The 25,956-nt window shown below is 71.3% G+C and carries 22 protein-coding genes and 1 tRNA gene; 13 read left to right on the plus strand and 10 right to left on the minus strand.

What is annotated here, in order from left to right:
• The first annotated feature begins 5 nt into the window (after positions 1–5).
• From AB0B91_RS07745 to AB0B91_RS07755, 3 genes are all read left to right on the plus strand, one after another.
• Positions 6–797, plus strand: coding sequence for a thioesterase family protein (locus AB0B91_RS07745; RefSeq protein ID WP_358317198.1), 792 nt, complete (start codon positions 6–8; stop codon positions 795–797).
• 61 nt (positions 798–858) lie between these two features.
• Positions 859–1,683 carry a glutamate racemase gene (murI, locus tag AB0B91_RS07750; RefSeq protein ID WP_358317200.1) on the plus strand — a complete coding sequence of 275 codons (825 nt, stop codon included), beginning with the start codon at positions 859–861 and terminating at the stop codon, positions 1,681–1,683.
• Positions 1,680–2,432, plus strand: coding sequence for an MBL fold metallo-hydrolase (locus tag AB0B91_RS07755; RefSeq protein ID WP_358317202.1), 753 nt, complete (start codon positions 1,680–1,682; stop codon positions 2,430–2,432). The genes murI and AB0B91_RS07755 overlap by 4 nt, the downstream gene beginning before the upstream one ends.
• A 13-nt stretch (positions 2,433–2,445) precedes the next feature.
• On the opposite strand, the gene AB0B91_RS07760 is transcribed toward AB0B91_RS07755, so the two are convergent.
• Positions 2,446–3,699 carry an MFS transporter gene (locus tag AB0B91_RS07760; RefSeq protein WP_358317204.1) on the minus strand — a complete coding sequence of 418 codons (1,254 nt, stop codon included), beginning with the start codon at positions 3,697–3,699 and terminating at the stop codon, positions 2,446–2,448.
• 53 nt (positions 3,700–3,752) lie between these two features.
• On the opposite strand from AB0B91_RS07760, the gene rph reads away from it, so the two are divergent.
• The 5 genes from rph (at position 3,753) to AB0B91_RS07785 (ending at position 9,574) form a co-directional block, all read left to right on the plus strand.
• Entirely contained in the window at positions 3,753–4,472 is a 720-nt protein-coding gene (rph, locus tag AB0B91_RS07765; RefSeq protein WP_358317206.1) for a ribonuclease PH, read from the plus strand.
• Positions 4,469–5,059, plus strand: a complete 591-nt coding sequence (gene rdgB, locus AB0B91_RS07770) for an RdgB/HAM1 family non-canonical purine NTP pyrophosphatase (RefSeq protein ID WP_358317208.1) — start codon at positions 4,469–4,471, stop codon at positions 5,057–5,059. Before rph ends, rdgB begins: the two co-directional genes overlap by 4 nt.
• Positions 5,060–5,190: 131 nt before the next feature.
• Entirely contained in the window at positions 5,191–6,888 is a 1,698-nt protein-coding gene (locus AB0B91_RS07775) for a molybdopterin-dependent oxidoreductase (protein WP_358317513.1), read from the plus strand.
• Positions 6,889–8,747: 1,859 nt separating this feature from the next.
• Positions 8,748–9,308: a toxin glutamine deamidase domain-containing protein gene (locus AB0B91_RS07780; RefSeq protein ID WP_358317210.1), complete on the plus strand. Its 561-nt coding sequence runs from the start codon at positions 8,748–8,750 to the stop codon at positions 9,306–9,308.
• Entirely contained in the window at positions 9,305–9,574 is a 270-nt protein-coding gene (locus tag AB0B91_RS07785) for a hypothetical protein (RefSeq protein ID WP_358317212.1), read from the plus strand. Before AB0B91_RS07780 ends, AB0B91_RS07785 begins: the two co-directional genes overlap by 4 nt.
• Before the next feature lie 627 nt (positions 9,575–10,201).
• Here the strand turns inward: AB0B91_RS07785 and AB0B91_RS07790 are convergent.
• The 4 genes from AB0B91_RS07790 to AB0B91_RS07805 all read right to left on the minus strand — a co-directional run bounded on the left by AB0B91_RS07790 (position 10,202) and on the right by AB0B91_RS07805 (position 15,382).
• A complete protein-coding gene (locus AB0B91_RS07790) occupies positions 10,202–12,691 on the minus strand; it encodes an FtsX-like permease family protein (protein ID WP_358317214.1) in 2,490 nt (829 codons plus the stop codon).
• Position 12,692: 1 nt separating this feature from the next.
• A complete protein-coding gene (locus AB0B91_RS07795) occupies positions 12,693–13,445 on the minus strand; it encodes an ABC transporter ATP-binding protein (RefSeq protein ID WP_358317216.1) in 753 nt (250 codons plus the stop codon).
• Positions 13,446–13,550: 105 nt separating this feature from the next.
• Positions 13,551–14,201: a response regulator transcription factor gene (locus AB0B91_RS07800; RefSeq protein WP_358317218.1), complete on the minus strand. Its 651-nt coding sequence runs from the start codon at positions 14,199–14,201 to the stop codon at positions 13,551–13,553.
• The gene (locus AB0B91_RS07805; RefSeq protein ID WP_358317219.1) at positions 14,201–15,382 is read right to left on the minus strand and encodes a histidine kinase; all 1,182 of its coding nucleotides are present in this window, start codon (positions 15,380–15,382) and stop codon (positions 14,201–14,203) included. Before AB0B91_RS07805 ends, AB0B91_RS07800 begins: the two co-directional genes overlap by 1 nt.
• 146 nt (positions 15,383–15,528) lie before the next feature.
• Between AB0B91_RS07805 and AB0B91_RS07810 the strand changes: the two genes are divergently transcribed.
• Positions 15,529–16,032, plus strand: a complete 504-nt coding sequence (locus AB0B91_RS07810; RefSeq protein WP_358317220.1) for a hypothetical protein — start codon at positions 15,529–15,531, stop codon at positions 16,030–16,032.
• Here the strand turns inward: AB0B91_RS07810 and AB0B91_RS07815 are convergent.
• Complete coding sequence (locus AB0B91_RS07815; RefSeq protein ID WP_358317222.1) at positions 16,029–17,051, minus strand: helix-turn-helix domain-containing protein; 1,023 nt, start codon at positions 17,049–17,051, stop codon at positions 16,029–16,031. The two genes, AB0B91_RS07810 and AB0B91_RS07815, sit on opposite strands and share 4 nt — an antisense overlap.
• A gap of 154 nt (positions 17,052–17,205) precedes the next feature.
• Between AB0B91_RS07815 and AB0B91_RS07820 the strand changes: the two genes are divergently transcribed.
• Entirely contained in the window at positions 17,206–20,991 is a 3,786-nt protein-coding gene (locus AB0B91_RS07820; protein WP_358317224.1) for a S8 family serine peptidase, read from the plus strand.
• Between the two features lie 6 nt (positions 20,992–20,997).
• On the opposite strand, the gene AB0B91_RS07825 is transcribed toward AB0B91_RS07820, so the two are convergent.
• Positions 20,998–21,080: transfer RNA gene (locus AB0B91_RS07825), tRNA-Leu, on the minus strand.
• Between the two features lie 89 nt (positions 21,081–21,169).
• Positions 21,170–21,643 carry a thioredoxin-dependent thiol peroxidase gene (gene bcp / locus AB0B91_RS07830; RefSeq protein WP_358317226.1) on the minus strand — a complete coding sequence of 158 codons (474 nt, stop codon included), beginning with the start codon at positions 21,641–21,643 and terminating at the stop codon, positions 21,170–21,172.
• 135 nt (positions 21,644–21,778) lie between these two features.
• Between bcp and AB0B91_RS07835 the strand changes: the two genes are divergently transcribed.
• Complete coding sequence (locus tag AB0B91_RS07835; protein WP_358317228.1) at positions 21,779–22,111, plus strand: DUF3618 domain-containing protein; 333 nt, start codon at positions 21,779–21,781, stop codon at positions 22,109–22,111.
• Positions 22,112–22,116: 5 nt separating this feature from the next.
• Here the strand turns inward: AB0B91_RS07835 and AB0B91_RS07840 are convergent, their stop codons facing one another.
• Entirely contained in the window at positions 22,117–23,310 is a 1,194-nt protein-coding gene (locus tag AB0B91_RS07840; protein ID WP_358317230.1) for an amino acid deaminase/aldolase, read from the minus strand.
• A 137-nt stretch (positions 23,311–23,447) separates the two neighbouring features.
• On the opposite strand from AB0B91_RS07840, the gene AB0B91_RS07845 reads away from it, so the two are divergent.
• Both AB0B91_RS07845 and AB0B91_RS07850 read left to right on the plus strand, forming a co-directional pair.
• Positions 23,448–24,047 carry a DUF6286 domain-containing protein gene (locus AB0B91_RS07845; RefSeq protein WP_358317515.1) on the plus strand — a complete coding sequence of 200 codons (600 nt, stop codon included), beginning with the start codon at positions 23,448–23,450 and terminating at the stop codon, positions 24,045–24,047.
• Positions 24,047–24,547, plus strand: a complete 501-nt coding sequence (locus AB0B91_RS07850) for a hypothetical protein (protein ID WP_358317232.1) — start codon at positions 24,047–24,049, stop codon at positions 24,545–24,547. Before AB0B91_RS07845 ends, AB0B91_RS07850 begins: the two co-directional genes overlap by 1 nt.
• Positions 24,548–24,571: 24 nt before the next feature.
• Here AB0B91_RS07850 and AB0B91_RS07855 read toward each other — a convergent pair whose 3' ends face one another.
• Positions 24,572–25,948 (minus strand): L-serine ammonia-lyase, encoded by a 1,377-nt coding sequence (locus tag AB0B91_RS07855; protein WP_358317234.1) that lies wholly within the window; start codon positions 25,946–25,948, stop codon positions 24,572–24,574.
• Positions 25,949–25,956 lie beyond the last annotated feature (8 nt).

Consider the following 25,956-nt stretch of genomic DNA (forward strand, 5'->3'; position numbering starts at 1 on the left):
GGGCGATGACCAAGTTCGATGAGGCCACGCAGGCGATCCGGGTCGACGAGGCCACCTATGACGTCTGCCTCGACCCCGGCTACGTGATCGGTGGCCCGCTCAACGGCGGCTACCTGCTGGCGGTGATCCTGCGCGCGGTCGTGGACGCGTCGCCGTTCGAGCATCCGGTGAGCACCTCGGCCCAGTTTCTCAAGTCGCCCGCGCCCGGTCCCGCGCGGGTCCGGATCGAGCAGCTCAAGGCGGGCAGGACGGCGGCCTTCACCCGGGCGACGCTCGTCCAGGACGGTGTGGCGCAGATCGAGAGCCTGATCACCACGGCCACGCTCGGCGACGTCGAGCCGATGTACGCCGATAAACCGGGATATGTCATGCCACGGCCGGAAGACTGCGCCAAGCTGCCCGACCCCAGGCCCGAGTCGAACATGACGCTCAACGCCCAGATGGAGATGCTCTTCGACCCGCCCACGATCGGCTGGCTGAGCGGCGAGCCCAGTGGCCGGCCCGAGTCCAGGGCGTACTTCAGGATGGCGGAGCCCCAGGACCCCGACCCGTACGTGCTCGCCCTGGCCGTGGACTCGCTGCCGCCCGTCGTGTTCTCGGCCGGCGCGCGAGGTTGGGCGCCCACCGTTGACCTCACCTGGCACCTGCGGGCGCTGCCCGCTCCCGGCTGGCTCACCCTGATCGGCAGCGGCCGGCTCGTCTCCGACGGCTGGTTCGACGAGGAGGTCGAGGCGTGGGACTCCCAGGGCCGGCTGGTCGCCCAGTGCCGTCAGCTCGCCCGGGTGGGGCGCGGGTGACACGCGGGCTGTGAGCATTCTTACGCAGTGAAGATGTCGCAGGTCGCCTACCCTCTTAAAGGTGCCGGACACGAGTATCGGGATCTTCGACAGCGGGGTGGGCGGGCTGACGGTCGCCAGGGCGATCATCGACCAGCTCCCCCATGAGTCCATCACCTATGTGGCCGACACGGCCCGTCAGCCGTACGGGCCGAAACGCATCGCAGAGGTTCGCGCCTACGCGCTGGAGGTGATGGACCACCTCGTCGCGAACGACGTCAAGATGCTCGTGATCGCGTGCAACAGCGCCAGTGCCGCCGTGCTGCGCGACGCGCGCGAGCGTTACGACGTGCCGGTCGTCGAGGTGATCCAGCCCGCGACCCGGCGCGCGGTGCGTGCCACCCGCACCGGCAGGGTCGGTGTGATCGCCACCAGGTCGACCATCGAGTCCATGGCCTATCACGACGCCTTCACCGCGGCTCCCGACGTACAGCTCACCGGCGTGGCCGCCCCACGCCTGGTGGAGTACGTCGAACGCGGAGAGACGGCGAGCGAGGAGCTCATCGAGGTCGTGCGCGACTACCTGGACCCCATCAGGGCGGCCGGGTGCGACACGCTCATCCTCGGCTGCACCCACTACCCGCTGCTCACCGGCGCGATCTCCTATGTCGCCGGTGACGGGGTGACGCTCGTCTCCAGCGCCGACGAGACGGCCAAGGACGTCTACCGCATCCTGCACGACCGTGACATGGCGGCAGGAAGCGAGGCCACCCCCCGGCACCGCTTCCGCGCCACAGGCGACTCCTTGCTCTTCGCCCGGCTCGGGCGACGCTTCCTCGGCCCGGAGATCGACGCGGTCGAAGTCACGCCAGTGGGGGGTATTACCTCAAACGGGAGGCCCACATGAAGGTGACCATCATCGGCTGTTCGGGTAGCTTTCCAGGCCCCGACAGCCCTTCGTCCTGTTATCTGGTCGAGGCCGAGGGGTTCAGGCTGCTCCTCGACTTCGGCCACGGGTCCCTGGGAGTGCTTCAGCGCTATATCGGGCTCTACGACGTGGACGCCATCTGCTTGAGCCATCTGCATGCCGACCACTGCCTCGACATGTGCGCGTACCACGTGGCCCGTACGTACGGGCCGGCCGCGCCGTACCCCCGAGTGCCCGTCCACGCGCCCGCCGACGCGCCACGCCGCCTGGCCGCCGCCTACGGCATGCCGGACGAGCCGGGCATGGAGACCGCCTTCGACTTCATCCCGCTGACCCCGGGCCCCTTCGAGGTCGGGCCGTTCACCCTCGCCGCCGGCCAGGTCAACCACCCGGTCGAGGCGTACGGCTTCCGCGTCACGCACGGCGGCCGGAGCCTCGCCTACTCGGGCGACACCGGCGAGTCCGCCGAACTGGTACGGCTGGCCGCGGGTGTCGACCTGATGCTGTGTGAGTCGTCGTTCCTCGACCAGCCGGGGATGCCGGCCGACCTGCACATGTCGGGCCGCCAGGCCGCTGAGCACGCCGCCAAGGCCGGGGTGGGCAGGCTGGTGCTCACCCACCTCGTGCCCTGGCACGACCAGCTGCAGATCATGGACGACGCCTGCCGGGGCGGCTACGGCGGCCCGATCGACCTGGCCCGCAGCGGGGCCGTCTACGACTTGGCCTGAACCTGCGAGCCGTCTACGACTTGGCCTGAAGCTGGGAGAAGTCGCGCAGCCGCGGCAGCGGCGAGAACATCAGCGGCAGGAACGAGACCAGCCGCGCCCCCATGAACACCCAGAGTGCCTCCCGCACGCCGATGTGCTGAGCCACGATGCCGCCGAGCAACGCGCCCAGCGGCATCGTGCCCCAGACGATGAACCGGACCGTCGCGTTGACCCGCCCCAGCATCCCCTCCGGCGTGATGGTCTGCCGATAGGTGAGCTGCCCGATGTTGTAGATGATCGCGCCCCATGAGAGCGCTATCGAGGTGATCGAGAACAAGGAGATCCGCCAGCCGGCCTGCGTCATGGGGAGCAGCAGGCCGAAGGGTGAGGTGACGGTGATGGCCAGCCAGGTCACCCTGGCCGTGCCGTACCTGCTGAACAGCCGGCTCCCGGTGAGGCCGCCGAGCAGCCCGCCGACCGCGCCGGACATGAGCAGGACGCCGATCAGGCCGGCCGGCAGGCGGACCACGTCGGCCAGGAACAGCACGGACAGGCTGACCACGGCGCTGAGAGTCAGGTTCGTCGCCGCGGTCGTGGCGACGATCGTCCGCAGCAGCCGGTCGCGCCAGACGAACCCGAGCCCCTCAGCGATACCGGGGAACATCCGCGGTCGTTCCCCGGAGACCGGCGGCTTGTCGGGGGCCTTGATGGCGCTCAGCAGGAGCACCGAGCCCAACGCGGCCACGGCGGTGGCCAGCATCGTGCGCGAGGCCCCGACCAGCTGCACGAGCGCGCCGCCCAGGCTGGGACCGGCGAGCGCGCCGCCCGACCGGACGAATTCGAGTTTGGAGTTGCCGTCGCTCAGACCGTCCTTGCTCACCAGCTCCGGCAGGTAGGTCTGGTCGGCGACGTCGTTGAACACCTGGGCCGTGCCGATTAGCAGCGCGACCACGTACAGTACGCCGACGGATAACAGACCGAGCGCCTCGCTGACCGGGATGCTCGCCAGCAGCAGGCACCGGATCAGGTCGGAGGTCAGCATCACGCGACGCCTGCGCATCCGGTCCACCCAGACCCCGGCGGGCAGGCCGATCGCCAGGAACGCCGTGGTCTGCAATGCGGAGAGCACGCCGACCTCCATCGGAGTGGCGTGCAGAGCCAGCACGGCGACCAAAGGGAGCGCCACGCGGGAAATGTTGGCTCCGAGTTCGTTGGCCACGTGCGAACTGAGGAACCGGAGAAAGTCAGGGTTACGCAACACCCCCGTTGTCATTGCGTAAGGATCCATGTGTCGGACACATTCGGTCAAGAGCGTTGCGGCGCGGAGATAGGGTGATCTGCATGTCGCGACAGGATGGCCGAAACCCCGACCAGCTCCGCCCTATCACCATTACCAGGCAATGGATTACCCATGCCGAAGGCTCGGTGCTGGTGGAGTTCGGCGGCACCCGGGTTCTGTGCGCGGCGTCCGTACAGGACAGCGTGCCGCGCTGGCGCCGGGGGAGCGGCCAGGGCTGGGTCACGGCCGAGTATGCGATGCTGCCGCGCGCCACCAACACCCGCAACGACCGCGAGTCGGTCCGCGGGAAGATCGGTGGCCGTACGCACGAGATCTCCCGGCTGATCGGCCGCTCGCTGCGGGCCTGCGTCGACTACAAGGCCCTGGGCGAAAACTCCATCCTGCTCGACTGCGACGTCCTGCAGGCCGACGGCGGCACCAGGACCGCCGCGATCACCGGCGCCTACGTGGCACTCGCCGACGCGGTCGCGTGGATGCGCGAGCGCCGCATGTGCCCCGGCGACCCGCTGGTCGACTCGGTGGCCGCCGTCTCGGTCGGCGTGGTCGGCTCGGTGCCGATGCTCGACCTCTGCTACACCGAGGACGTGGCGGCCGAGACCGACATGAACGTGGTGATGACCGGCGCCGGCAGCTTCGTCGAGGTGCAGGGCACCGCCGAGGGCGCCCCGTTCGACCGCGGCACGCTCAACCAACTCCTCGACCTGGCCGTCGCCGGCTGTGAGGAGCTCACCCTGATCCAGCAGGAGGCGCTGGGGAAATGAAGATCGTCCTGGCCACCCGCAACGCGGGCAAGATCGCTGAGCTGCGCCGGATCCTGTCCGGGTTCGACATCGTCGGGCTCGAAGAGTTCCCCTCGATCGGCGAGGTGGCCGAGACCGGCGTCACGTTCGAGGAGAACGCCCTGCTCAAGGCGCACGCCGTGGCCCAGGGCTCGGGGCTGCCCGCGGTGGCCGACGACTCGGGCCTCTGCGTCGACGTGCTCAACGGCATGCCCGGTGTGTTCTCGGCCCGCTGGTCCGGGCGGCACGGCGACGACCAGGCCAACCTCGGCCTGCTGCTGGCGCAGATCTCCGACGTACCCGCCGACAAGCTGACCGCCCACTTCGCGTGCGCGGCCGCGCTGGCGCTGCCGTCGGGGGAGTCGCGCGTGGTCGAGGGTACGCTGGCGGGTCACCTCGTCACCACGCCCCGCGGCACCAACGGGTTCGGCTACGACCCCATCCTGGTGCCCGAGGGCGGGACGCGCACCGCGGCCGAGCTCTCCGCCGACGAGAAGGACGCCATCAGCCACCGGGGCCGCGCCTTCCGCGCCCTCGCCCCGATCGTCCGCGACCTCATCACCCGCTGACCTAACCACGTCGCTGACGTACCACTCGCTGACGTAACCATCGCGTAAGAACCACCGGCCGCCAGAGGCGTAGCGTCATAACCGTGCAGAGGAACAGTGTGGTGCCCGCCTGGGCCGGGGCGCTGGCGGGAATGGTGGCCGGGGCCGTGGCGCTCGGCGTTGCGCAACTCGTCGCCGGGCTGCTGAATCCCGCGGCCTTCCCCGTGGTGGCGGTGGGCAACGTGGTCGTGGACAACACACCCGCGTGGCTCAAAGAGTTCGCGATCAACACCTTCGGCTCGAACGACAAGACCGTGCTCATCGCGGGTGTGCTGGTGGTGCTCGCGTTGGTGGCCGCGGCCATCGGAGTGCTGGCGCTTCGTCGCCTCCGTTACGGGCTGGTGGGGCTGGGGGCGTTCGGCGTCGTGGGCATCGCGGCGGTGATGACGCGGCCGGGGGCGGGGGTGCTCGACGTGGTGCCGACCTTGGTGGGGGTCGGTGTCGGGGCGTGGGCGCTCACGTGGTTGCTGGCGCGGGCGGTGGAGGAGTCGTACGGGGATGTGGCGGCGGCCTCCTCTGACCCGTCAGCTTCGGACGCGCCTTCGGACGCTTCGGCTTGGGCTCCGGCCGCTTCGGGGTCGTCGGTGTCCGCGTCACCCGCACCCGCACCCGCGTCCAGTGGCCTCCTGCCCGGCGAGAGTCCTTCTTCTGAGGCTCCTGAGGCCCCTGAAGCTTCTGAGGTTGAGCGGCCGGCCGTGATGAGGGCCACGGCGGAGCCGTACACGTTCGACCGGCGGCGGTTGCTCGGCGGTGTCGCGGGCGGTGTGGTGGCCGCCGGAGCCGCGACCCTGGTCGGGCGGCTGCTGGCAGGGAGTCAGGAAGCGGACTCCGCCCGCGTGGCGATCGCACTGCCGAAACCCACGGTTCCGGCCAAGCCACTGCCCCAAGGGGTGGATTTCGGCATAAAAGGCCTCTCACCATTCGTCACAAAAAATCAGGACTTCTACAGAGTCGACACCGCACTCATCGTGCCCCGCGTCGATCCCCAGCAGTGGAAGCTGCGCATCCACGGGATGGTGGACCGGCCGATCGAGCTCACGTACGCCGACCTGCTCAAGCGCCCCCTCACCGAGGAGTACGTCACGCTGACCTGCGTGTCCAACGAGGTCGGCGGCGAGTACATCGGCAACGCCCGCTGGCTGGGCGCCCGCATGGCCGACCTGCTGCGCGAGGCCGGCCTGCAGCCGGGCGCCGACATGCTCCTGTCCACCTCCGACGACGGCTTCACCGCCGGAACCCCGGTCGACGTGGTGATGGACGGGCGCGACGCGCTGTTCGCCATCGCGATGAACGGCCAGGTCCTGCCCGTCGAACACGGTTTCCCGGTACGCCAGGTGGTGCCAGGCCTCTACGGGTACGTCTCGGCGACCAAGTGGGTGGTGGACCTCAAGGTGACGCGGTTCGACCAGGACGAGGCGTACTGGACGCCACGCGGCTGGTCCGCCAAGGGGCCCATCAAGACGGAGTCGCGCATCGACGTACCCAGGGATGGAGCGTCGCTGACGGCCGGCCGTACCGCGATCGCGGGGGTGGCCTGGGCGCAGCACACCGGGATCGACGCGGTAGAGGTACGCGTCGACCGGGGCGAGTGGCGCCAGGCGAAACTGGCCCAGGTGCCGGGCCCCGACACCTGGCGGCAGTGGTCGCTGGAGTGGGACGCCACCTCCGGCCAGCACACGATCGAGGTCCGGGCCACGGACGCGGCCGGCCACACGCAGACCGAACAGCAGGCGCCGCCGGCACCCGACGGCGCGAGCGGCTGGCACTCCATCCAGGTGAAGGTCGCCTGAGCTTCACCCTGTTTGTGCAGGTACAGCGGGTAGCCGTGGCCGCGAAACTTGCTGACTTCCCCTCCTTGGGATGGCGGTCGCTCTACGATCGGTCGTCGAGCCATGACAGGAGGCAGGACGTGTTCCGCGACCGCAAGTCCAGCGTGCGGTGGGTCCTTCCCGAGGGGCACTACGACCCCGTGGTCGGTGACGGGATGAGGTGGCGCGACTACGAGCGCGCCGCCGACTCGGACGTGCCCGCCTCCCCCTCCTCGGCCCCGCCCCCTCCCACCCACCCACCGCCCGAACACTCGGTCATGCCGTGGCCCACCCAGCCGGGCGCCTCACTAGCGGCACCATCGGACACATCGGCCGACCGGTCGACCAGGCACTGGCCGGACCCACCAGGAGAGCCGGCCACGCGAGGACAGACGGCCGCATGGGGCTCCGATCAGCCGTCCGCGTCGTCGGTTGGGTCTGTTTCGTCGGCTGGGCGGTCCGTCGTGCCGTGGGCTGTCTCGTCGGGTGGTGCGTCTGTTACGTCGTCTGGCGGGCAGTCGCCTGCGTCGTCGGTTGGGTCTGTTTCGTCGGTCGGGCAGTCGGTCGCGCCGTGGGCCGTCCAGGTGAGTGCTCCGTCCATTACGTCGTCGGGTGGTCAGCCGTCCACGCCGTCGGCTAGGGACGCGTCGGCGCAGCCGGGAGCTCTGCCGGGCGGACGCCACGAGGCGCCTCCGGCCTCCCGGCGCGTGGCATCGAGTGGTGTGCCGGGAATGGCGCAAGTGGGCGAGTCGGGGCCGGCCAACGGGCCTGTGCCTGCCAGCGGCTTGGCTCCCGGGGCGCTCGCTGGTGGGTGGGCTTCCGGGCGTGGCCCGATCTCCGGAAGCGGCTCGGCGCTCGCCGATGGCTCAGCCCTCAGGAGTGACTCGGCGGGCGGCCCGGAGGCAGCGACCAACGCGCTGGGCGGCTCTGGAGTCGCGAGTGGTGCGGCGACTACCGGATCGGTAGTAGGCCGCAGGGCGGCAGAGGCTGGCGGTGGCCGAGGCGTGGCCGGTGGCGAGGGTACGGCCGGTGGTGCCGGTGTGTTGGGTGATGCCGGGGCTGCCCGCAAGACGGGGGCAGGCGGCGCTGGGGCTGCTCACGGGATGGCGGGCGGTGCCGTAGAGGCTGGCGCTGGCGGCGGCGGTGCGACCGGAGGCGCTGGTGTGTTGGGTGGTGCCGGGGCTGTCCGCAGGACGGCGGCAGGAGGCGCCGGGGCTCGCCGCAGGGCGGCGGGCGGTGGCGCAGAGGCTGGCGTTGGCGGAGGTGCGGCCGGCGGCGAGGGTGCGGCCGGTGGGGCCGGTGTGTTGGGTGGGGCGGGGGCGTTCGGAGCGTCGGCGGCGGCCATTCTTGGGCTCTCACCGGATAGCGTCGCTTCAGGCTCGGCGGCGGTTGATACGGCAGGCCCGCAGGGAGTCGGGGCTGATTCGACTGGGCAGCAGGGCTCTGGGATGGCGGCGATCGGACCGCAGGAAACCGCGGTGGGGGAGGCTAAGCGGCAAGGCGCCGCGCCGAGAGCGGCCAGGCGACATACAGCGGGTACGACGTCGGCGAGTCGGCAGGGAGCCGGTGCGACGGCGGCTGGGTGGCATGGAGCGGGTACTACGGCGGCCGGGTGGCCTGCAGCCGGTACGACGTCGGCGAGTCGGCAGGGAGCCGGTGCGACGGCGGCTGGATGGCATGGAGCCGGTGCGACGCCAGTTGGGTGGCATGGGGCCGGTGCGACGGCGGCTGGGCAGTGGGGAGCCGGGGTAGGGGCGGCTGGGCGGCAGGAGGGCGTTGAGGGGGACTGGTTCGACCGGGCGCAGCGGCCGCCGAGGTTGGCCGGTTATCGGCCCTACGGTGTGCCCGGGGGGCTGGCCAAGCCCGACTCGCAGGTGGAGCATGACCTGGCGATGGCGATTCCGCTCGGTACGCGGTTTCCCGATCCGCGTGGGACCTGGGTGAGGCTGATCAACGGTGGTGGGCCGGCCGATGACCCGTTCCGGGCGTCCAACGCGGCCGACTGCGCGCTGGCCGTGCTGTCCACCTGGCACGGTGAGCCTGTGGCGGCGGCGCCGAGGTGGCCGGATCACGACCGGATCGGCAGGCCGCTGGTTACCGGTGAGGTGGGGGGTACGGCGCGGATCGAGCGGTGGGTGGGGCAGCGGTTCCAGTACTTGGGGCAGGGGCGTCACGCCTATCCGATGGTGGCGCGGCGGCTGGTCGAGGCGGGGCATGGCGCGGGGGCCGTGATCGTGGTGCGTTGGCCGGGTGGCGGGTCCCATGCGTGGAACGCGGTCAACTCGGGGGGCGAGGTGATCTGGATCGACGCCCAGCGGGGGCATATGGCCGTCGAACCGCCTTATCCGACGGTGACCGGGGTGTTCTGTGTGATCGTCGACAGGCAGGGGCAGCCGGCATGAATCTGGACCAGGCCCGGGCGGTGGCTGAGGAGTACTTCAACGGGGTGCGGCGGGCGGACGACTCCGTCTCGGTAGGGATTCATGGCTTCAATGAGGGATATGTCGCTTGGGTGCGGGAGCAGGATCCCGATGACCCGGCCACCCTGCCCGACACGGTCGGCGGGGGCTGCATTGTGATCGACAAGGCGACCGGGGAAGTGTTCACCCGCCCGCTCCTCGACCCGGAGACGGTCGCCGAGCTGTGGCCGGGCCGCACCCCTCGCTGACCGGCAGGGCCGCCCGCTTTGCGCACCTGGGAGGTCATCTCTGCGCGCCTACGAGCTCCCGCCTTTCGCGCGCTTCAGGAGGTCCCACCTCTCGCGCCTTGAGACCGCGCCTCTCGCTGACCAGGAAGCCGGGGCGCAGGGCGATTGGGGCGCTGGCTGGTCGAGGGCGCCTCCGACCGGGCGGCGGGTACCCCCGACCGGGCGGTGGGCATCCCCGATCGGGCGTCGGCCGGGCGGTGGACGCCCCAGGCCGGGTGTGGCCTTCCGGGACGTTTCGCTGTCGCGTGGGCCTGTGTTAGGTCCAGGTGGTCGGAGGCGGCGGGTGGCGGGCGTTTCCGGCTGGGTCGCGACTTTTCGGGATGTTTGGCCGTCATGTGGGTCTGTTGTAGGCCCGGCTGCCGGGCGTCGCCCCCGGGACGTCCGGCAGCCGTGTGCGACTCGCCCTGCGTACGGTCCGTTGCGCGCGTACGCCAGGCCGCTGCACGCCGGGCCGTTGTACGCCGGGTCGCTGTGCGTCCGGCTGCCGTGCGGGCGGAGCCGCCGAAGGTGGGGCCGCGAGGGGTGAGGCTCGCCGCCCCAGACCTCCTCTATCCGAAATTGGGCGTCTTTATCGTGATTTATCGCACTTTATCCGGTTGCCAGCGACCCCACGATCGACGCCCGAGCCGCCCGCCGCGCAGGCAGTACGGCCGCCAGCACCCCGGCCAGCCCCGACAGCACCACGAACAGCGCGATCTGCCCACCGGGCACCACGAACCCGGCGCCGGCGATCATCGCCCGCATCGCCGCCCACCCGAACACGCCGCCGAGCACCACCCCGACCAGCGCCCCGATCAGCCCGAGCACCAGCGCCTCCACCGAGAGCATCCGCCGCAGCTGCGGCCTGGTCAGCCCGAGTGCCCGCAGCAGCGCCGACTCCCTGGTCCGCTCGTGCACCGACAGTGACAGCGTGTTGGCGATGCCGAGCAGCGAGATCAGGATCGCCAGTCCCAGCAGCCCGGTAATGATCATCAGCATCATGTCCAGCGATTCGTCGAACTGCCCGCGTACCTCCGTCGCGCTCGTCACCTGGACCATCGGGTAGGCCGCCGTCGCGGCGTCCACCACTTCGCGGGCCTGGGCGGCGGGCACGCCGTCCTTGATGTTCACCATCACCCGCGAGTCGGGCACCTGGCCGAAGTACTCGTCGAAGGACCGTTCGGCCACGGTGAGCGTCGGCAGGGCCGACGAATCGCCGTTGAGGACGGCGACCACCCGCAACGTGACGGTCCCGGCCTTGGCGGTCCGCACCGCGACCGTGTCGCCGAGCCGCAGCCCGAACTGCTTGGCCGCCTGGTCGGCCACCGCGACCTGCCCAGGATCCAGCCGAGCCATCGAGCCGGACTCGATTTCGGGCTTGATGGGGCCGTTGAAGGTGCCGACCTCCACCGAATCGCCGGAGACCTTGGCCTTGGCCTCGCGGATCTGCAGCACCGAGGCCAGTTCGGGGCGCCGCCGCAGCTCGTCGGCCACCGATCGGGGGACGGCGGCGTCGCGTTCCTGGGTGGCCAGCAGGTAGTCGATGGGGAACTGGCTGTCGAGCTTGGCCGTCATCGTCTCCCGCGTCGAGGCGGTGACCACCGAGATCAGCGTCATGAGCGTCACACCGATGGTCAGCGCCACGGTCGTGGTGGCGGCCCGGCGGGGGTTGCGGCCGGAGTTGTCCACGGCCAGGCGTCCCGGCACGCCGAACAGCTTGGCCGGGATCCATCCCACCAGCGCGCTCAGCGGCTTGACCAGCACCGGTCCGAGGATCAGCACGGCCAGGAAGGTCAGCGCGCCGCCGCCCATCACGACGAAGAGCGGCACCATCGTGCCCGGGTCCAGCGCCAGCGCTCCGTAGCCGGCCGTGCCGAGCCCGGCGACGAGGAAGAGCGTGGCGAGGACCACGCGTACGACGCCCGTGCGGAACGTCTGCTCCTCCACCTGCGTGCGCAGCGCCGCGATCGGTGCGACCCGGGTGGCGGCCCGCGCGGGCAGCAGTGCCGCCCCGACGGTGACCAGCAGGCCGAGCGCCAGGCCGCTGAGCATCGTGGCCGGTGACAGTGCGATGGTCGCGTTCGTGGGCAGCGGGGAGTCGAGCGCGCCGAGCACCGCCAAGGTGGCCGTGCCCAGGCCGTAGCCGACGAGCAGGCCCAGCGCGGACGACAGCAGGCCGACGGCCGCGGACTCCAGCAGGATCGAGCCGAACACCTGCCCGCGGGTGGCGCCGATGCAGCGCAGCAGCGCCATCTCCCGGGCCCGCTGCGCGACGAGGATGTTGAACGTGTTGTAGATGACCAGCGCGGCCACCAGCATGGACACCAGGCCGAACAGCAGCAGCCCGGTGGTCAGCGACTCCATCTGGACACCGGACGCGGCCGCCAGGCTCTTGGCGAGCTCCGCGCCCGTCTTGACCACCGCTCCCGCTCCGGCGGCGGCGGCGACCGCCTGCTTGAGCCCGGCGGCGTCGCCCGCGATGTCGATCTCGACGAAGCCCTTGGCCCCGGTCATGCGCTGAGCCGTGGCCGGAGTGAATCCGATCGCGCCGGAATACCCCAGCTCCTGGTCCAGGCCGGTGTCCATGATGCCGACCAGTCTGAACCGCTGCTCGCGGTGACGGGGGTCGAGCACGGTGATCGTGTCGCCGGGCTTGAGTCCTTGGGCCTTGGCGGTGTTCTTGTCGAGCACCGCCGCTTGGTCGTCGGATCCGGGGCCGGTGCCGCTGAGTATGGCGGCGCGGCCGAGCCGGCCGGACACGATCGAGATGCCGATGGTCGCCCGGCTGCCGACGGCCTTGCCGTCCTTGCCCAGCAGTGGCGCGCTGCCGCGGATCAGCCCCTGCGCCTCCAGCACGCCGGAGAGGCCGCGCACCTGTTCGAGCGTGCGTTCCGGCAGGGTCGCGTCATTGTCCTTGGGCAGTACGGCCAGGGCGACCTTGTCCGCCTCGGCCGTGGCCTGCTGCGAGAAGCCGGCCTTGATGGTGTCGGTCAGCACGAACGTACCGGCGATGAAGCCGACGCCCAGCGTGATCGCCAGCGAGGTGAGCAGCAGCCGCAGCTTGTGCGCGCGCAGTCCGGCCAGAGTCGTCTTCAGCAACTCAGGCCTCCAGCTTCATCAGCGTGTCGTGCACGGACTGCGGCGAGGGAGCGCTGATCTCGCTGACCAGCTCGCCGTCGCGCAGGAACACCACGCGGTCGGCGTACGCCGCGGCCACCGGGTCGTGTGTGACCATGACGATGGTCTGGCCGAGCTCGCGTACGGACGTGCGCAGGAACGACAGCACCTCGGCGCCGCTGCGCGAGTCGAGGTTGCCCGTGGGCTCGTCGGCGAAGATCACCTGGGGTTTGCTGATCAGCGCCCTGGCCACGGCGACACGCTGCTGCTGGCCGCCGGAGAGCTCGGTCGGCTTGTGGGCGAGCCGGTCCCGCAGCCCGACCGTGTCGATGACGCGGTCGAAGAGCAGCTGATCCGGCTGGCGGGCGGCGATCTCCAGGGGCAGGCGGATGTTCTGCTCGGCGGTCAGGGTCGGCAGCAGGTTGAACGCCTGGAAGATGAAGCCGATCCGCTCGCGGCGCAGCAAGGTGAGCTGTTTGTCGTTGAGCCCGGTCAGCTCCACGTCGCCGATGTGCACAGTGCCGGAGGAGGCGGTGTCGAGGCCGGCCAGGCAGTGCATCAGCGTGGACTTGCCGGATCCTGAAGGGCCCATGATCGCGGTGAACGCGCCCGTGGCGAAGGCCACGTCCACGCCGCGGAGGGCGTGCACCTGCGCGTCGCCTTGGCCGTACACCTTGGTCAGCGCTCTGGCCACCACCGCTGAGGGGGCCTGGCGCCGGGTATCGGTGAGGGTCACGTTCACTCCTTCTCATCTGCGGGAACGTGACCAACTTAGGAGCGGAAAGTTCGCGAAATATGGGCCCTGAGGAGGGACTTCGGGTAGGCCCTGCGATGACCCGGGTCAGCCTTTCGGCTGATGGGACGGGACCACCAGCCCGGCCTCGTACGCGTAGACCACCACCTGGGCGCGGTCCCGCAGCCCCAGTTTGGCCAGCACCCGGCCCAGGTGCGTCTTCACCGTCGCCTCCGCCAGCACCAGGCGGGCGGCGATCTCCAGGTTGGACAGGCCGCGGGCCACCATGAGCAGCACCTCGCGCTCGCGGGGCGTCAGTTCTGACGCGTCCGCGAGCTGGTCGGTCGGCAGTTGGGCGGCGAACCTGCCGAGCATCCGCTTGAGCGTGCTCGGCGCCACGACGGCGTCGCCCGCGTGCACCGACCGGATCGCGCTCACCAGGTCGTCGGTCGGCACGTCCTTGAGCAGGAAGCCCGAGGCGCCCGCCTTGACCGCGGCGAAGGCGTACTCGTCGAGGTCGAACGTGGTCAGGATCAGCACCTTGGGGCCGTCGATGTGCCGGGTCGCCTCCACACCGTCCATTCTCGGCATGCGCACGTCCATGAGCACCACGTCCACCTCGACGTCGCGCAGCACCTCCAGCGCCCGCACCCCGTCGCCGGCCTCGGCCACCACCTCGATGTCGGGCTGGGCGCCCAGCACCATCCTGAACCCGGCCCGCAACAACTCCTGGTCGTCGACCAGCATCACCCGTATCACTAGGCCGCCCTGGTGCCCGGCACCGGCAGCCTGGCCAGCACCTCGAATCCGCCGCCCGTGCGCGGACCCGCCGACACCGCTCCGCCGTACATGCCGACCCGTTCCCGCATCCCGACCAGCCCGTGCCCGTCGGGGCTGCGCGGCGCCGTGGCGCCCCGGCCGTCGTCGGTCACCCGCACGACCAGCTCGCGACCGCCGTACTGCAGCTCGACGAGCGCGCGGACGCCGGGGCCGCCGTGCTTGAGCGCGTTCGTCAGCGCCTCCTGCACGATGCGGTAGACCGCGAGCTGCTGCCCCTCGGGCAGCTCGCCGGGCGGGCCGCCGATCCGCAGCCGCGCGGGCACGCCCGCACCGCGGACCAGCTCCTCCAGCTGCCCGAGGCCCGGCTGCGGCGTGTAGTCGGTCCTGTCGGAGCCGTCCTCCCGCAGCACGCCGACCAGCCTGCGCATCTCGGCGAGCGCCTCGCGGCCGGTCTTGGAGATGTTGTGTACGGCCTGCCGCGCCTGGTCGGGGTCGCTGCCGATGGCGTATCCGGCGCCGTCGGCCTGGACCACCATCACGCTGACGTTGTGGGCCACCACGTCGTGCAGCTCCCTGGCGATCCTGGCGCGCTCGGCCGCGGCGGCTATCCGGGCCTGCTGGTCGCGTTCGCGCTCGGCCCGTTCGGCCCGCTCCTCCAGGCTCTCCATGTAGCGCCTGCGGGTCCTGGCGTACAGGCCCATCAGCCAGACCGTCACCACGAGGATCGAGCCGCTGAAGAAGAGGCTGAACGTCGGCGCGTTCCAGTGCACCATGACCAGGAGGACGCCGACCTCGGCCACCGCGCCCGCGGCGATGGCCCACCGGGACGCGCACCGCAAGGCCACCGAGTAGAGCGCGACCAGCACCGCGATGTCGGCGGGCATCGGATCGATCTTCGCCAGCCACTGGGCGAAGCAGGTCAGCGCGAGGATCGCGAAGACGGTCAGCGGCCGGTCGCGCCGCCACAGCAGGGGGACGATCAGCGCCGCGCACAGGACGAGGTAGCCGGCCACCCCGATGTACAGGCCGCCGTTGTTGAACGGCCCGTTCGCCCCATAGGGCACGGCCATGGACACGCAGAACACGGCCAGCGGCGCCACCCGGAGGCCGTCCATGAGCTTGCCGTGGCGTCCCGACCAAGCCAGTACCCTGCCGAACACATCATTACGATACGAAGGCTGTGGCGTGGATTTGTCCGCCTGTAGGGGGAGATCTGGGTACGACCCAGGTCTTACACCAGCCTTACGGAGCATCGGGCATTCTTGTCGTTGGGAGCGCCCTTTGGGGCGAGTAAAGGGAGATCGTGATGGCGGATCATGATCGTGACGCCGGGTCGCGTGGCGAAGAGGAAGCGCCACGCGACCCGACCCCTGGAGACCGGTTAGGCCACACCGAAAGACCTGCCGCATACGCGCCTCCGCGCTCTGACAGCTTCCGCGACTTCATCCGCCAGAAGCCCGCGCAGATCATCGGCGCGGGTCTCATCGGACTGGTCATCGGCGGCGTGCTCGGGGGCGGCGCCGTGGCGATGATCAGCGGCATCGTCCACCGCCACGACGCGCCCCGCGTCTACTGGCAGAACCCGGCCTGGGAGCCCTACCCCGGTTACCAGGACTGTCGCCCGGTTCCTGGCGGCACCTACTGCGGCCGGCAGCCGCCGTACGTCAATCCGATGCCCAGGATCGGCCCCAACGCCGTGCCCTCCACGATGATCCCCAGCGGCGTGCCGACGCCTCCTTCCACGATGGTTCCCACCAGCACGCCCTCGCCCATGCCCACGCCGGTGCCCACGCCCACCAAGACGGGTTAGGGCGCCCGCAGTCCAGTACCGCGGTCAAGAACCAGCAGGTCGTGCTGCGCGGCCAGGAACCCGGCGTGGAACCGCGTACGGGCCCCCAGCCGCTCGCAGAGCTCCTGCACCCGGCGCTGCACGGTACGCGGGCTGAGACCGAGCTGCCGCGCGATCGCGTCGTCCTTCATCCCCACCGCCAGCAGGGCGAGGACCTCGGTGTCGCCCGGCTGCGGCCACACCTCCCGCTCGATGTGCGCGGCCGGGTCGGCGGACAGCCGCAGCGGCACGGCCGCCTGCCACAGCACCTCGAACAGCCCCACGAGCGCGTCGAGCAGCGCCGACGGATGGACGACCAGCGCGCTCTCCACCGCCCGGTGCTCGTCGGACACCAGCGGCAGCATGGCCGTGCGGCCGTCGGCGATGGCCAGCTTGACGGGCACCTGCCCCAGCCGGGCCTGCTCGCCGTCGGCGATCGCCTGCCGCGTGTGCGCCAGCATGCCGGGCTCCTCGAACGCCAGCGGTCCGTAGATGCCGCGGACGGCCGGGCCCTGGTGGGCGGCACGCTGCTGGTTCTCCTGATCGTCCAGGATGTCGACCGCGTACGGCGGGCGCACCAGCACGAGCATCTCGGTCGTGACGCTCCGTTCGAGCTGGAGGTAGCGGCGCGCGACGGCGTAACGGCCGGTCACCACCTCCAGCACCTCCTCGGGATGCGGCCCGGTGCGGTCGGCCACCTCGGTGGCGAGCAGCGCCGCGGCGGCCCGGCTGTGCGTGATCTCCTCCTGACGGCGGGCCACCAGCACGTCGATGGCGATGTTCGGGGGCGTGGCGATCAGCCGCAGCGGTCTGCCCGCCACCCGGGAGATCAGTCCGAGGTCCTCCAGGCGGGGCAGCATCCGGCGGATGGCCGCGGCGGACGCGCCGGTCTCGGTGGCCAACTGGCTGAGCGTCGCGGGGCCGTGGCGGAGCAGCGCCCGGTAGGCCGTCTCCTCGGCGACGCTGACGCCGAGGCCCTCCAGTAGCCGCCGTTGCGCCATGGCCGCCCACCACCGTCCTGTCGTCCCGTAAGGGAGCGTAGTCCAGGCGGGTTTACGACAAGTCGGGATCTCGCCAGGCGAGACCTATAGACCGGAACGCCCCCAGGTCACTAGGAATTGGGTCGGCATATTACTCGCCTTCTGGAGGTGGCCCATGAGGCCCAGGCATTGGACAGCGGTGGCCGCCTCCCTGGCGGTGGCCGCGGCCACCATGGTGACCGGCGCGGGGGCGCGCGCCGACGGCGCTCCGGCACCGGCGGCGGACCCCGCGAAGCAGGGCTACGACATCACGCTGATCACCGGCGACCAGGTGCACGTCTCCGTCACCGCCGACGGCCGCCAGAAGGCGAGTGTCACGGCCGCCCCACGCGGGGACGGGCCGCCGGCCGGCTTCCGCATCACCGAGGACGCCGGGCAGCTCACGGTGCTGCCCAGCGACGTGGAGGGGCTGGTCCCCGGCCGTCTCGACCCTGACCTTTTCAACGTGACCGCCCTCGCCGCCCAGGGCTACACCGACGCCCAGTCGGACGCCATCTCGCTCATCGTGACGTACGGCAAGCAGGGCGTCATGCCGGTGATCCCAGCGCTGAAGGCGGTCCGCACGTTGGAGAGCATCGGCGGGTCGGGTGTCCGCTTAGCCAAGAGCGCGGCCAGGGGTTTCGGCGGCGACCTGTCCGCGCTGGCCGCAGGCCGTGCGAAGAGCGCGCTCGACGGTGTCACCAAGATCTGGCTCGACCGCAAGGTGGAGCCGGCGCTGGACCACAGCGTGCCGCAGATCGGCGCGCCGGCGGCGTGGTCGGCGGGCTACGACGGCACGGGCACGACGGTGGCGGTCCTGGACACCGGTATCGACACCGGGCACCCGGACCTGGCGGGGAAGGTCGCCGACGAGCGCGACTTCACCGACAGCGGCAGCGCGACCGACGAGTTCGGGCACGGCACGCACGTCGCCGACATCATCGCGGGCAGCGGCGCCGCCTCCGGCGGCTCGCGCAAGGGCGTCGCCCCCGGCGTCAAGCTGCTCAACGGCCGGGTCCTGGACGCCGGCGGCGAGGGGCTCAGCTCGTGGATCATCGACGGGATGGAATGGGCGGCGGGGGAGAAACACGCCGACATCGTGAACATGAGCCTGGGCGACACCAGTCCGGGCGGCCCGCTGACCGACGCCCTGGGGGAGCTGTACGGAACGTACGGCACCCTGTTCGTGGTGGCGGCGGGCAACCGGGGCTGCGAGGTCTGCGTCGGGAGCCCGGGAGACGCCCCCGCCGCGCTGACCGTCGGCGCGGTCGACGGCCAGGACCGGCTCGCCGAGTTCTCCAGCTACGGCCCCATCGGGCTGGAGCGCGCGGTGAAGCCCGACATCACCGCTCCGGGCGTCGGCATCGTCGCGGCCCGGGCCAAGGGCACCTCGCTCGGCGAGCCGGTGGACGACAACTACACCCGCCTGTCCGGCACCTCCATGGCCACCCCGCACGTCGCCGGGGCCGCCGCGCTCCTGCGCCAGTCCCGCCCCGGCATCTCGGCCGGCGAGCTGAAGACCCTGCTCATGGGTACGGCCAAGCCCATGCCCGACACCCCGGTGGACAAGCGGGGCACCGGCCGGGTCGACGTGGCCGCGGCGCTCGGAGAGCCGGTGCTGGCCGCCGAGGGGCCGATCGACTTCGGGCTGTCCGAGGTGTCCGCAGGGAAGCCGGTGACCCGCGAGATCACCTACCGCAATCCCGGTAAGACCCCGGTCACCCTCGGCCTGGCCACCGGTGGCCCGTTCAGCGTCTCGCCCGCCGAGCTCTCCCTGCCCGCCGGCGCGAAGGCGACGGCGCGGCTCACCCTCGACGCCGCCAAGGCGCAGCCCGGGCGGCAGCGCGCGGAGCTCGTCGCGACGCCGCGAGGCGGCCCGCCGATCCGCACCTCCCTGACCGGCAGCGTCGAGGTCAAGCGGGCCCGGCTGCGGGTCAGCGCGATCGCCAGGGACGGCCGCCCCGCCCAGGGCGCCATCACCGCGCTGAACGTGGACGACGGCACCCGCGACGGCCGCGAACTGCCCTTCGACCCGGTGCGGAGGTGCGAGGAGGACCAGGACGGCACGTGCGTGCTGGTGCCGCCCGGCACCTACTCCGTGCTCGGCGTCATCAAGACCCTGCGCCCCACGGTCGACAGCATGTCCTACCCCGACCGTGGCACCGTGCTCAACGTGAGCCTCGCCGGAGACCCCGAGCTGAAGATCACCGGCGACACCAAGGTCGTGCTCGACGCCCGCAAGGCGGTCGAGGTGAAGGTCGACACGCCTGACCACCCGACCAAGCGGAACAGGGGCACCGCGACCAAGCTCATCTGGGCCCGTACGCCCGCCAAGGGCACGCCGCTCACCGAGACCATCCTGCAGGACGAGAGCGCCGACGAGACGTACTACCTGCAGCCGACGAGGCGGGTCACCAAGGGCGCGTTCGCCGTCGCCACCCGGTGGCACCTCGAAGCCCCCGCCATCACCATGCGGACGGCCGGCCTGGAGCTGAACCCCGACTACGTCGACCCCGTGTGGTTCAGCGACCTGTCCGCCGACTTCCCGCGGCTCGACGGCACCACGCTGCTCCTGGCCGTGGACGCCGGGACCGGCACCCCCGCGGACCTCAAGGGCCGCGACCTGCGCGGCAGGCTCGCGCTGATCCGCCGCACCGCCGACCTGACGGTCGCCGCCCAGTCCAACGCCGCCGCCGCGGCCGGGGCCCGGATGGTCGCGGTCTACGGCGATCTGCCGGTGTCCGAGAGCGGGGTGAAGCTGAAGGTGCCGACCGTCGCGCTCACCGGCCGCGAGGGCGCCCGGCTGGCCGAGCGGCTGCGCCGGCTGCCGGTGCCGGTCCTGGCCAAGGGCATCGTGGCCAGCCCGTACGTGTACGACCTGTACCTCAGCGAGGAGGGCAGGGTCAGGGACAAGCTCGACCACACCGTGCGCGCGAAGTCCCTGGCCCGGGTGGACTCGGACTTCTACAGCCAGCTCGCCGACGACGTGACGCTCTCCGAGAACCGTTTCGGGTGGCAGCCGTGGGAGACCACCTCCTGGGACACGGGCCGGCCCGTCTCCCGGACGCCGCGTGACCGGGTCGACTACCTCTCCGCCGGTCCCGGGGTGCGCTGGAGCAGCAGCATGGAGACGCCGGAACGGCCGTACAACTACACCTGGGAGCACGACCGCGCCCACATCGGGGTCGCGGGCCCCGACGACGCGCCCTTCCAGGCCGGTGAGCGGATCGAACGCACCTGGTTCAAGCAGCCGCTGCTGCCCGGCCCCGGGCCGGTCCGGCCGCTGCGCAGGGTGGGTGACCTGCTGCAGATCGACCTGTGGGGGCTCATCGACGCCGGGCGGAACACCGGCGTCGCGCAGACCGACGACTTCGAGACCGGTATGAAGACCGGCTGGCGGTTGTACCGGGGAGACACTCTGGTGGCGCAGACCGACAGGCGCCCCCAGGGGGTGCTGCTCCTTCCGGCCGGAGCCGCCGCGTACCGGATGGAGTACGACGTCGAGAACCGCGCCACCTGGGCCCGGCTGTCGACCAGGACGAAGACGGCGTGGACGTTCCCGTCGGAGCACGACGCCGGCACGGGGACGACGGTCCCGCTGCTGCTCGCCGACTATGACGCGCCGACGGACCTGCGCAACCAGGCCGCCTCGCCGCGCCTCGGCCTGACCCTGCGCCACCAGGACGGCTCGGCGGCCGGGGCCGACCGAACCCCGATCAAGGATGTGTCGCTGGAGGTGTCGTACGACGACGGCGCCTCGTGGCGCGCGGTCCGGCGGCTCACCTCGAAGGGGAACGGCGCCTATGAGGCCACGCTCGACCGGCCGCCGGCCTCCGGGTATGTCTCGCTGCGCCTCAAGGCCGCGGACACGCGCGGGGCGGCGCTGGCACAGGAGGTGATCAGGGCCTACGCGCTGAGGTAGCCGAGGTGCGGGCGGGGGGACTCGAACCCCCACAGTGTCTCCACCAACAGGACCTAAACCTGCCGCGTATGCCATTTCGCCACGCCCGCGCAGCCCCCGCCGATGCGGGCCTGAGCCGAGTTTAGCGTCCCGGCAGTGCGCTGGGGGCCCGTCGCGCGGGGGACGGGCCCCTCCCTTCTCACGCCAGCCCGAGCTTCTTCTTCAGGCTCGCCACATGGCCGGTGGCCTTCACGTTGTAGAGGGCCTGCTCGATCTTGCCGTCGGCGTCGATGACGAAGGTCGAGCGGATCACGCCCACCATCAACTTCCCGTAGAGCTTCTTGGGGCCGTACGCGCCGTACGCCTTGTGCACGTCCAGGTCGGGGTCGGCCAGGAGCGGGAAGTTCAGGGAGTCGCGCTCGGCGAACTTGACCAGCTTGGCCGGCTTGTCCTTCGACACGCCGAGCACCACGAAACCCTCCGCGGTCAGCTGGCCGAGATTGTCGCGGAAGTCGCACGCCTGCTTGGTGCAGCCCGGCGTCATCGCGGCGGGATAGAAGTAGAGGATCACCCGCTTGCCGCGGAAGGTCTCGAGGGAGACGGACTCGCCGTCGGCGGCGGGTAGCGTGAACTCGGGCGCGGCGTCGCCGGGCGCGAGCTTGGTTTCGGTCATGGGGCCCTCCAGAGTTCGTCGAACAAAACCTACCGGCCTGCCCGGCGTGCCAGGCGGGACGGCGACCTGACAGACTGATCAGCGAACAGTGCCTGGCTTCATTCAGTGCCTGCTTCATTGGTCGAGAGGAGAGCCATGGCTGACACCGATCCCGACGAGCTGGAGCGGCGGATCGCGCGGACACGCGCGGAGTTGGCGGACACGGTCGACGCCATCGCCGACCGGGTGAGTCCCAAGCGGGTCGCCGAGCGCACGGTGGCCGACGTGAAGACGCGGGCAGGTCAGCTGGTGACCTCGGTCGGCGACGCGCTCGGGATGACACCGCGCCCCGCCGAGCCGGGTGACAACCCCGACCGGTTGTGGGACGACGAGGCGCCCGGCCTGGCGCCGGTGCTGATCGGCATAGGCGCGGTGCTGGTGGTCGGCGCGGCCGTCATGCTCTGGCGCCGCCGTCGCCGCCGCTTCTAGCCGCTCTACAGGAAGGTCCTGCCTTCGCCCCGGTACGTCGGGGCGGTCTCCACGACGGTGTCGCCGTCGATGAGGTGGAGCTCGGGGAAGCGCTCGCACATCTCGCCCGCCTTGGCGTGCCGGAACCACACCCGGTCGCCGACCCGCAGGTCCTGGGCCGCCTGGCCGAGCAGCGGCGTCTGCACCTCGCCCGCGCCCTCGTCGCGCGTGTAGCGAAGCCCCGCGGGCAGGTACGGCTGCGGCAGCAGGGTCGTCCCCGGCCGTCCGGAGGCCAGGTAGCCGCCTCCGAGCACCGTCACCGCGTCCACCGCCGGCCGGCGCACGACCGGGAGCGCGAACAGCGCGGCCGGATGGCCGGTGAAGGCGCGGTAGAAGTCGAAGAGCCGGGGATGGAAGAACCCGGAGCCGGCCGCCACCTCGGTGATCGCCTTCTCCCGCACGGTCCGCTCGATGGAGCCGGTGCCGCCGGCGTTGACGAACTCCAGGTCGCAGAGCTGCCGGACAGCGTTCACGATGCGGCCGCGGCGCAGGACCAGCTCGCGGGCCGACAGGCTCTGCATGACCCTGATCGCCCGGGCGAACGCCGCGTTGCCCGGCGGATCATCGCCGACCCCCGCGATCTGCCCTTCGTACGCCATCAGCCCGGCGAGGCGGAAGCCGGGCCGCTTGGCGATGTCGGCGGCCAGGTCGGCGGCCTGCTCGGGCTCGCGGATCGTGGAGCGCAGGGCGCCCGCCCGGAACCTCCCGCCGAGCGCCACATATCCCGCGTCGAGATCCATCGACAGCCGGAGCTCCAGCCGTGGATGGACGGCCGCCACCGCGTCGTCGATGTAGTCGAGATGGTCGGTGGAGTCGATGGTCAGCGTGATCTCCTCGGCCGCCCGCGGATTGCCGGCCAGCGCCGCGAGCGCGTGCCGGTCGGCGGTGGGGTAGGCCACGAGCACGTCGGTGAAGCCCCGCTCGACCAGCCAGAGCGCCTCGGGCAGCGTGAAGGCCATGATGCCGCGGAAGCCGTCCATGGCCAGGATGCGTTCCATGACGGAGCGGCAGCGGATCGACTTGCTGGCCACCCGGATCGGTTTGCCGGCGGCCCGTCGTACGAGATCGGCCGCGTTGGCGCGCATGGCCGCGAGATCGAGGATCGCGAACGGCGGTTCGAGTGCTGTGGTAGCCGTGTCGTAGCGCCCGCGATCGTCCATACCAGCAGCTTAACGGCATATCGGACAGTTGAACATGAGGGTGGTTCATCTTCTTTGGGCCTCCTGTAATGATCCGGCAAACCGGCGGCGGGGGAATGGTCCGGGGGATGCCCGGTCCGTGTACCTCTGGCGGTGTGATGACCGCCCTCCAGCAGATACTGTCCGGCGCCGGAATCGTCGCGCAGGAGAGCCCGTTGCGCAGGTCGGGCCGGGTGCTCAGACCGGCGCGCACGCCCGCCGGGGCCGTCGTGGCGTTCGCGGTGACCGCCGGGCTCGGGCTCACCACCGCCGAGGTGGTGTCCGCCCTGCTGGGCAGGCCGCTCGGCTGGCTGCCGGTGTCCGGTCTCCTCGAGTTCGCGGCCCATCGCGCCTGGGCCGAACTGTCGCTGCCGGCCCTGCTGACCATGGCCACGGGTGCCGTGCTGCTGCTGCTGGCCGCCGTGCCCGGCCGGTCCAGGCTCGTGCCGGTCGAGACGTCCGACCCGCTGATCGTCATCGGCATCACCCGGGTCGGCCTCCGCCGTACGCTGCGGGCCGTCGCCCAGGAGGTCGAGGGCGTGGAACGGGCCCGGGTACGGCTGCGCAGGCGCACGATCGAGGTCCGGGTCTTCACCGGCCCCGAGAGCTCCGGCTCGATGCTCAGACAGGTCGGCAGCGCGGTCGGCGACCGCCTGGCGAGCGTGGGCACCCTGGCCGCGGCCGAGGTCATCGTACGACTGCGCCGGAAGGGGCTGTGATGCGGCAGTACGCGGGCAACCGGATCGGCCTGGCCGTGGTCGGCGCGCTGCTGCTGGTCCTGGGCGGCTACGCCTGGCTACGGGGCGAGGACAAGCTGCCCGGCCTGTCGCCACGCGGAAAGATCCTGCCGGACCGCACCGCCCAGGCCATCGCCGACCAGCCCTGGGCCCTGTGGGCAGGGGCGTTCGTCATGCTGGTGCTCGCGCTGACCGCGTTCCGCTGGCTGATGCTCTGCCTGGGCTGGGGCCGCCACGGCGTCCGCAACGGCACGGGCACGGCCATGCTCTGCATCGGCCTGAAGGACATCGACGGCCTGACCCGGGCCAGCGCCCGCGTGGTCGGCGACGCGGCCCGCCTCCGCATCTCCCTCAGCTGCCCCTCCTCCGCCGACGTCGGCGCGGTGGTCAGCAAACTGGACAAGGAGATCGTCGGGCGCATCCGCCGCGAGGTCCGCGACGACGAGGTCGGCACCGTGGTCCGGGTCCACGTCCGCCGCTGACCAGCAGCTCGGCCGGCTTCTTGGTCAGCACTCGATGACATTGACGGCCAGCCCGCCGCGTGACGTCTCCTTGTACTTGTCGAGCATGTCGCGGCCGGTGTCCCTCATCGTCTTGATGGCCTTGTCCAGGGCGACGAAGTGCTGGCCGTCGCCGCGCAGGGCGATGCGGGCCGCGGCGATGGCCTTGATGGAGGCCACCGCGTTGCGTTCGATGCACGGGATCTGGACCAGGCCGCCGATCGGGTCGCAGGTCAGGCCCAGGTTGTGCTCGATGCCGATCTCCGCCGCGTTCTCCACCTGCTCGGGCGTGCCGCCCAGGACCTCGGTGAGGCCCGCGGCGGCCATGGAGCAGGCCGAGCCGACCTCGCCCTGGCAGCCGACCTCGGCGCCCGAGATCGAGGCGTTCTCCTTGAACAGGACGCCGATCGCCGCCGCGGTGAGGAAGAAGCGGACGATGCCGTCGTCGGCGGCATGGGGGACGAAGCGGGTGTAGTACGTCAGGACGGCGGGGATGATGCCCGCCGCGCCGTTTGTGGGCGCGGTGACGACGCGGCCGCCCGCGGCGTTCTCCTCGTTGACCGCCAGCGCGAACAGCGACACCCAGTCCATGGCGTGCAGCGGATCCGTCTCCGGCGACTCCGTCTGCAGGCGGCGGTGGAGGCGGTTCGCGCGCCGCTTGACCTTCAGGCCGCCCGGCAGGACGCCCTCCTTGGCGATGCCGCGCTTGACGCACTCGCACATGACCTGCCACAGGTGCAGGATCTGGGCGCGGATCTCCTCGGCGGACCGGCCGAACGCCTGCTCGTTCTCCAGCATCAGCGCGGAGATGGACAGGCCCGTGTTGGAGCAGTGCTTGAGCAGCTCTTCCCCGGTCGTGAAGGGGTAGGGCAGCACGGTGTCGTCGGGCTTGATGCGGTCGGCGCCGGTGGCCTGCTCGTCCACCACGAAGCCGCCGCCGACCGAGAAGTAGACCTTCTCGCGCAGCGTCTCGCCCGAGGCGGAGAAGGCGGTGAAGCGCATGCCGTTCGGGTGCTCGGGCAGGGAGATCTTGCGTTCGAAGACGAGGTCCTCGCCCACGACGAAGGGGATCTCCTGCGTGCCGTACAGCTTGACCGTGCCGGACTCGCGCATCTCGGCCAGGCGCGCGTCGATGCCGTCCACGTCGACCAGCTCGGGCTTCTCGCCGGACAGCCCCAGCAGGACGGCCTTGTCGCTGCCGTGCCCCTTGCCGGTCAGGCCGAGCGAGCCGTACAGGATCGCCTCGACGCGGGCCGTACGCGCGAGCAGGCCGTCATCGTGCAGGCTGCGGGCGAACCGGTGTGCGGCGGCCATGGGACCGCCGGTGTGCGAGCTCGACGGGCCGATGCCGATCTTGAAGAGGTCGAAGACGCTGATCGCCATTGATGGCG

The organism is Nonomuraea sp. NPDC049141 (assembly GCF_040648415.1).
In the GTDB taxonomy this organism is placed as follows: domain Bacteria; phylum Actinomycetota; class Actinomycetes; order Streptosporangiales; family Streptosporangiaceae; genus Nonomuraea.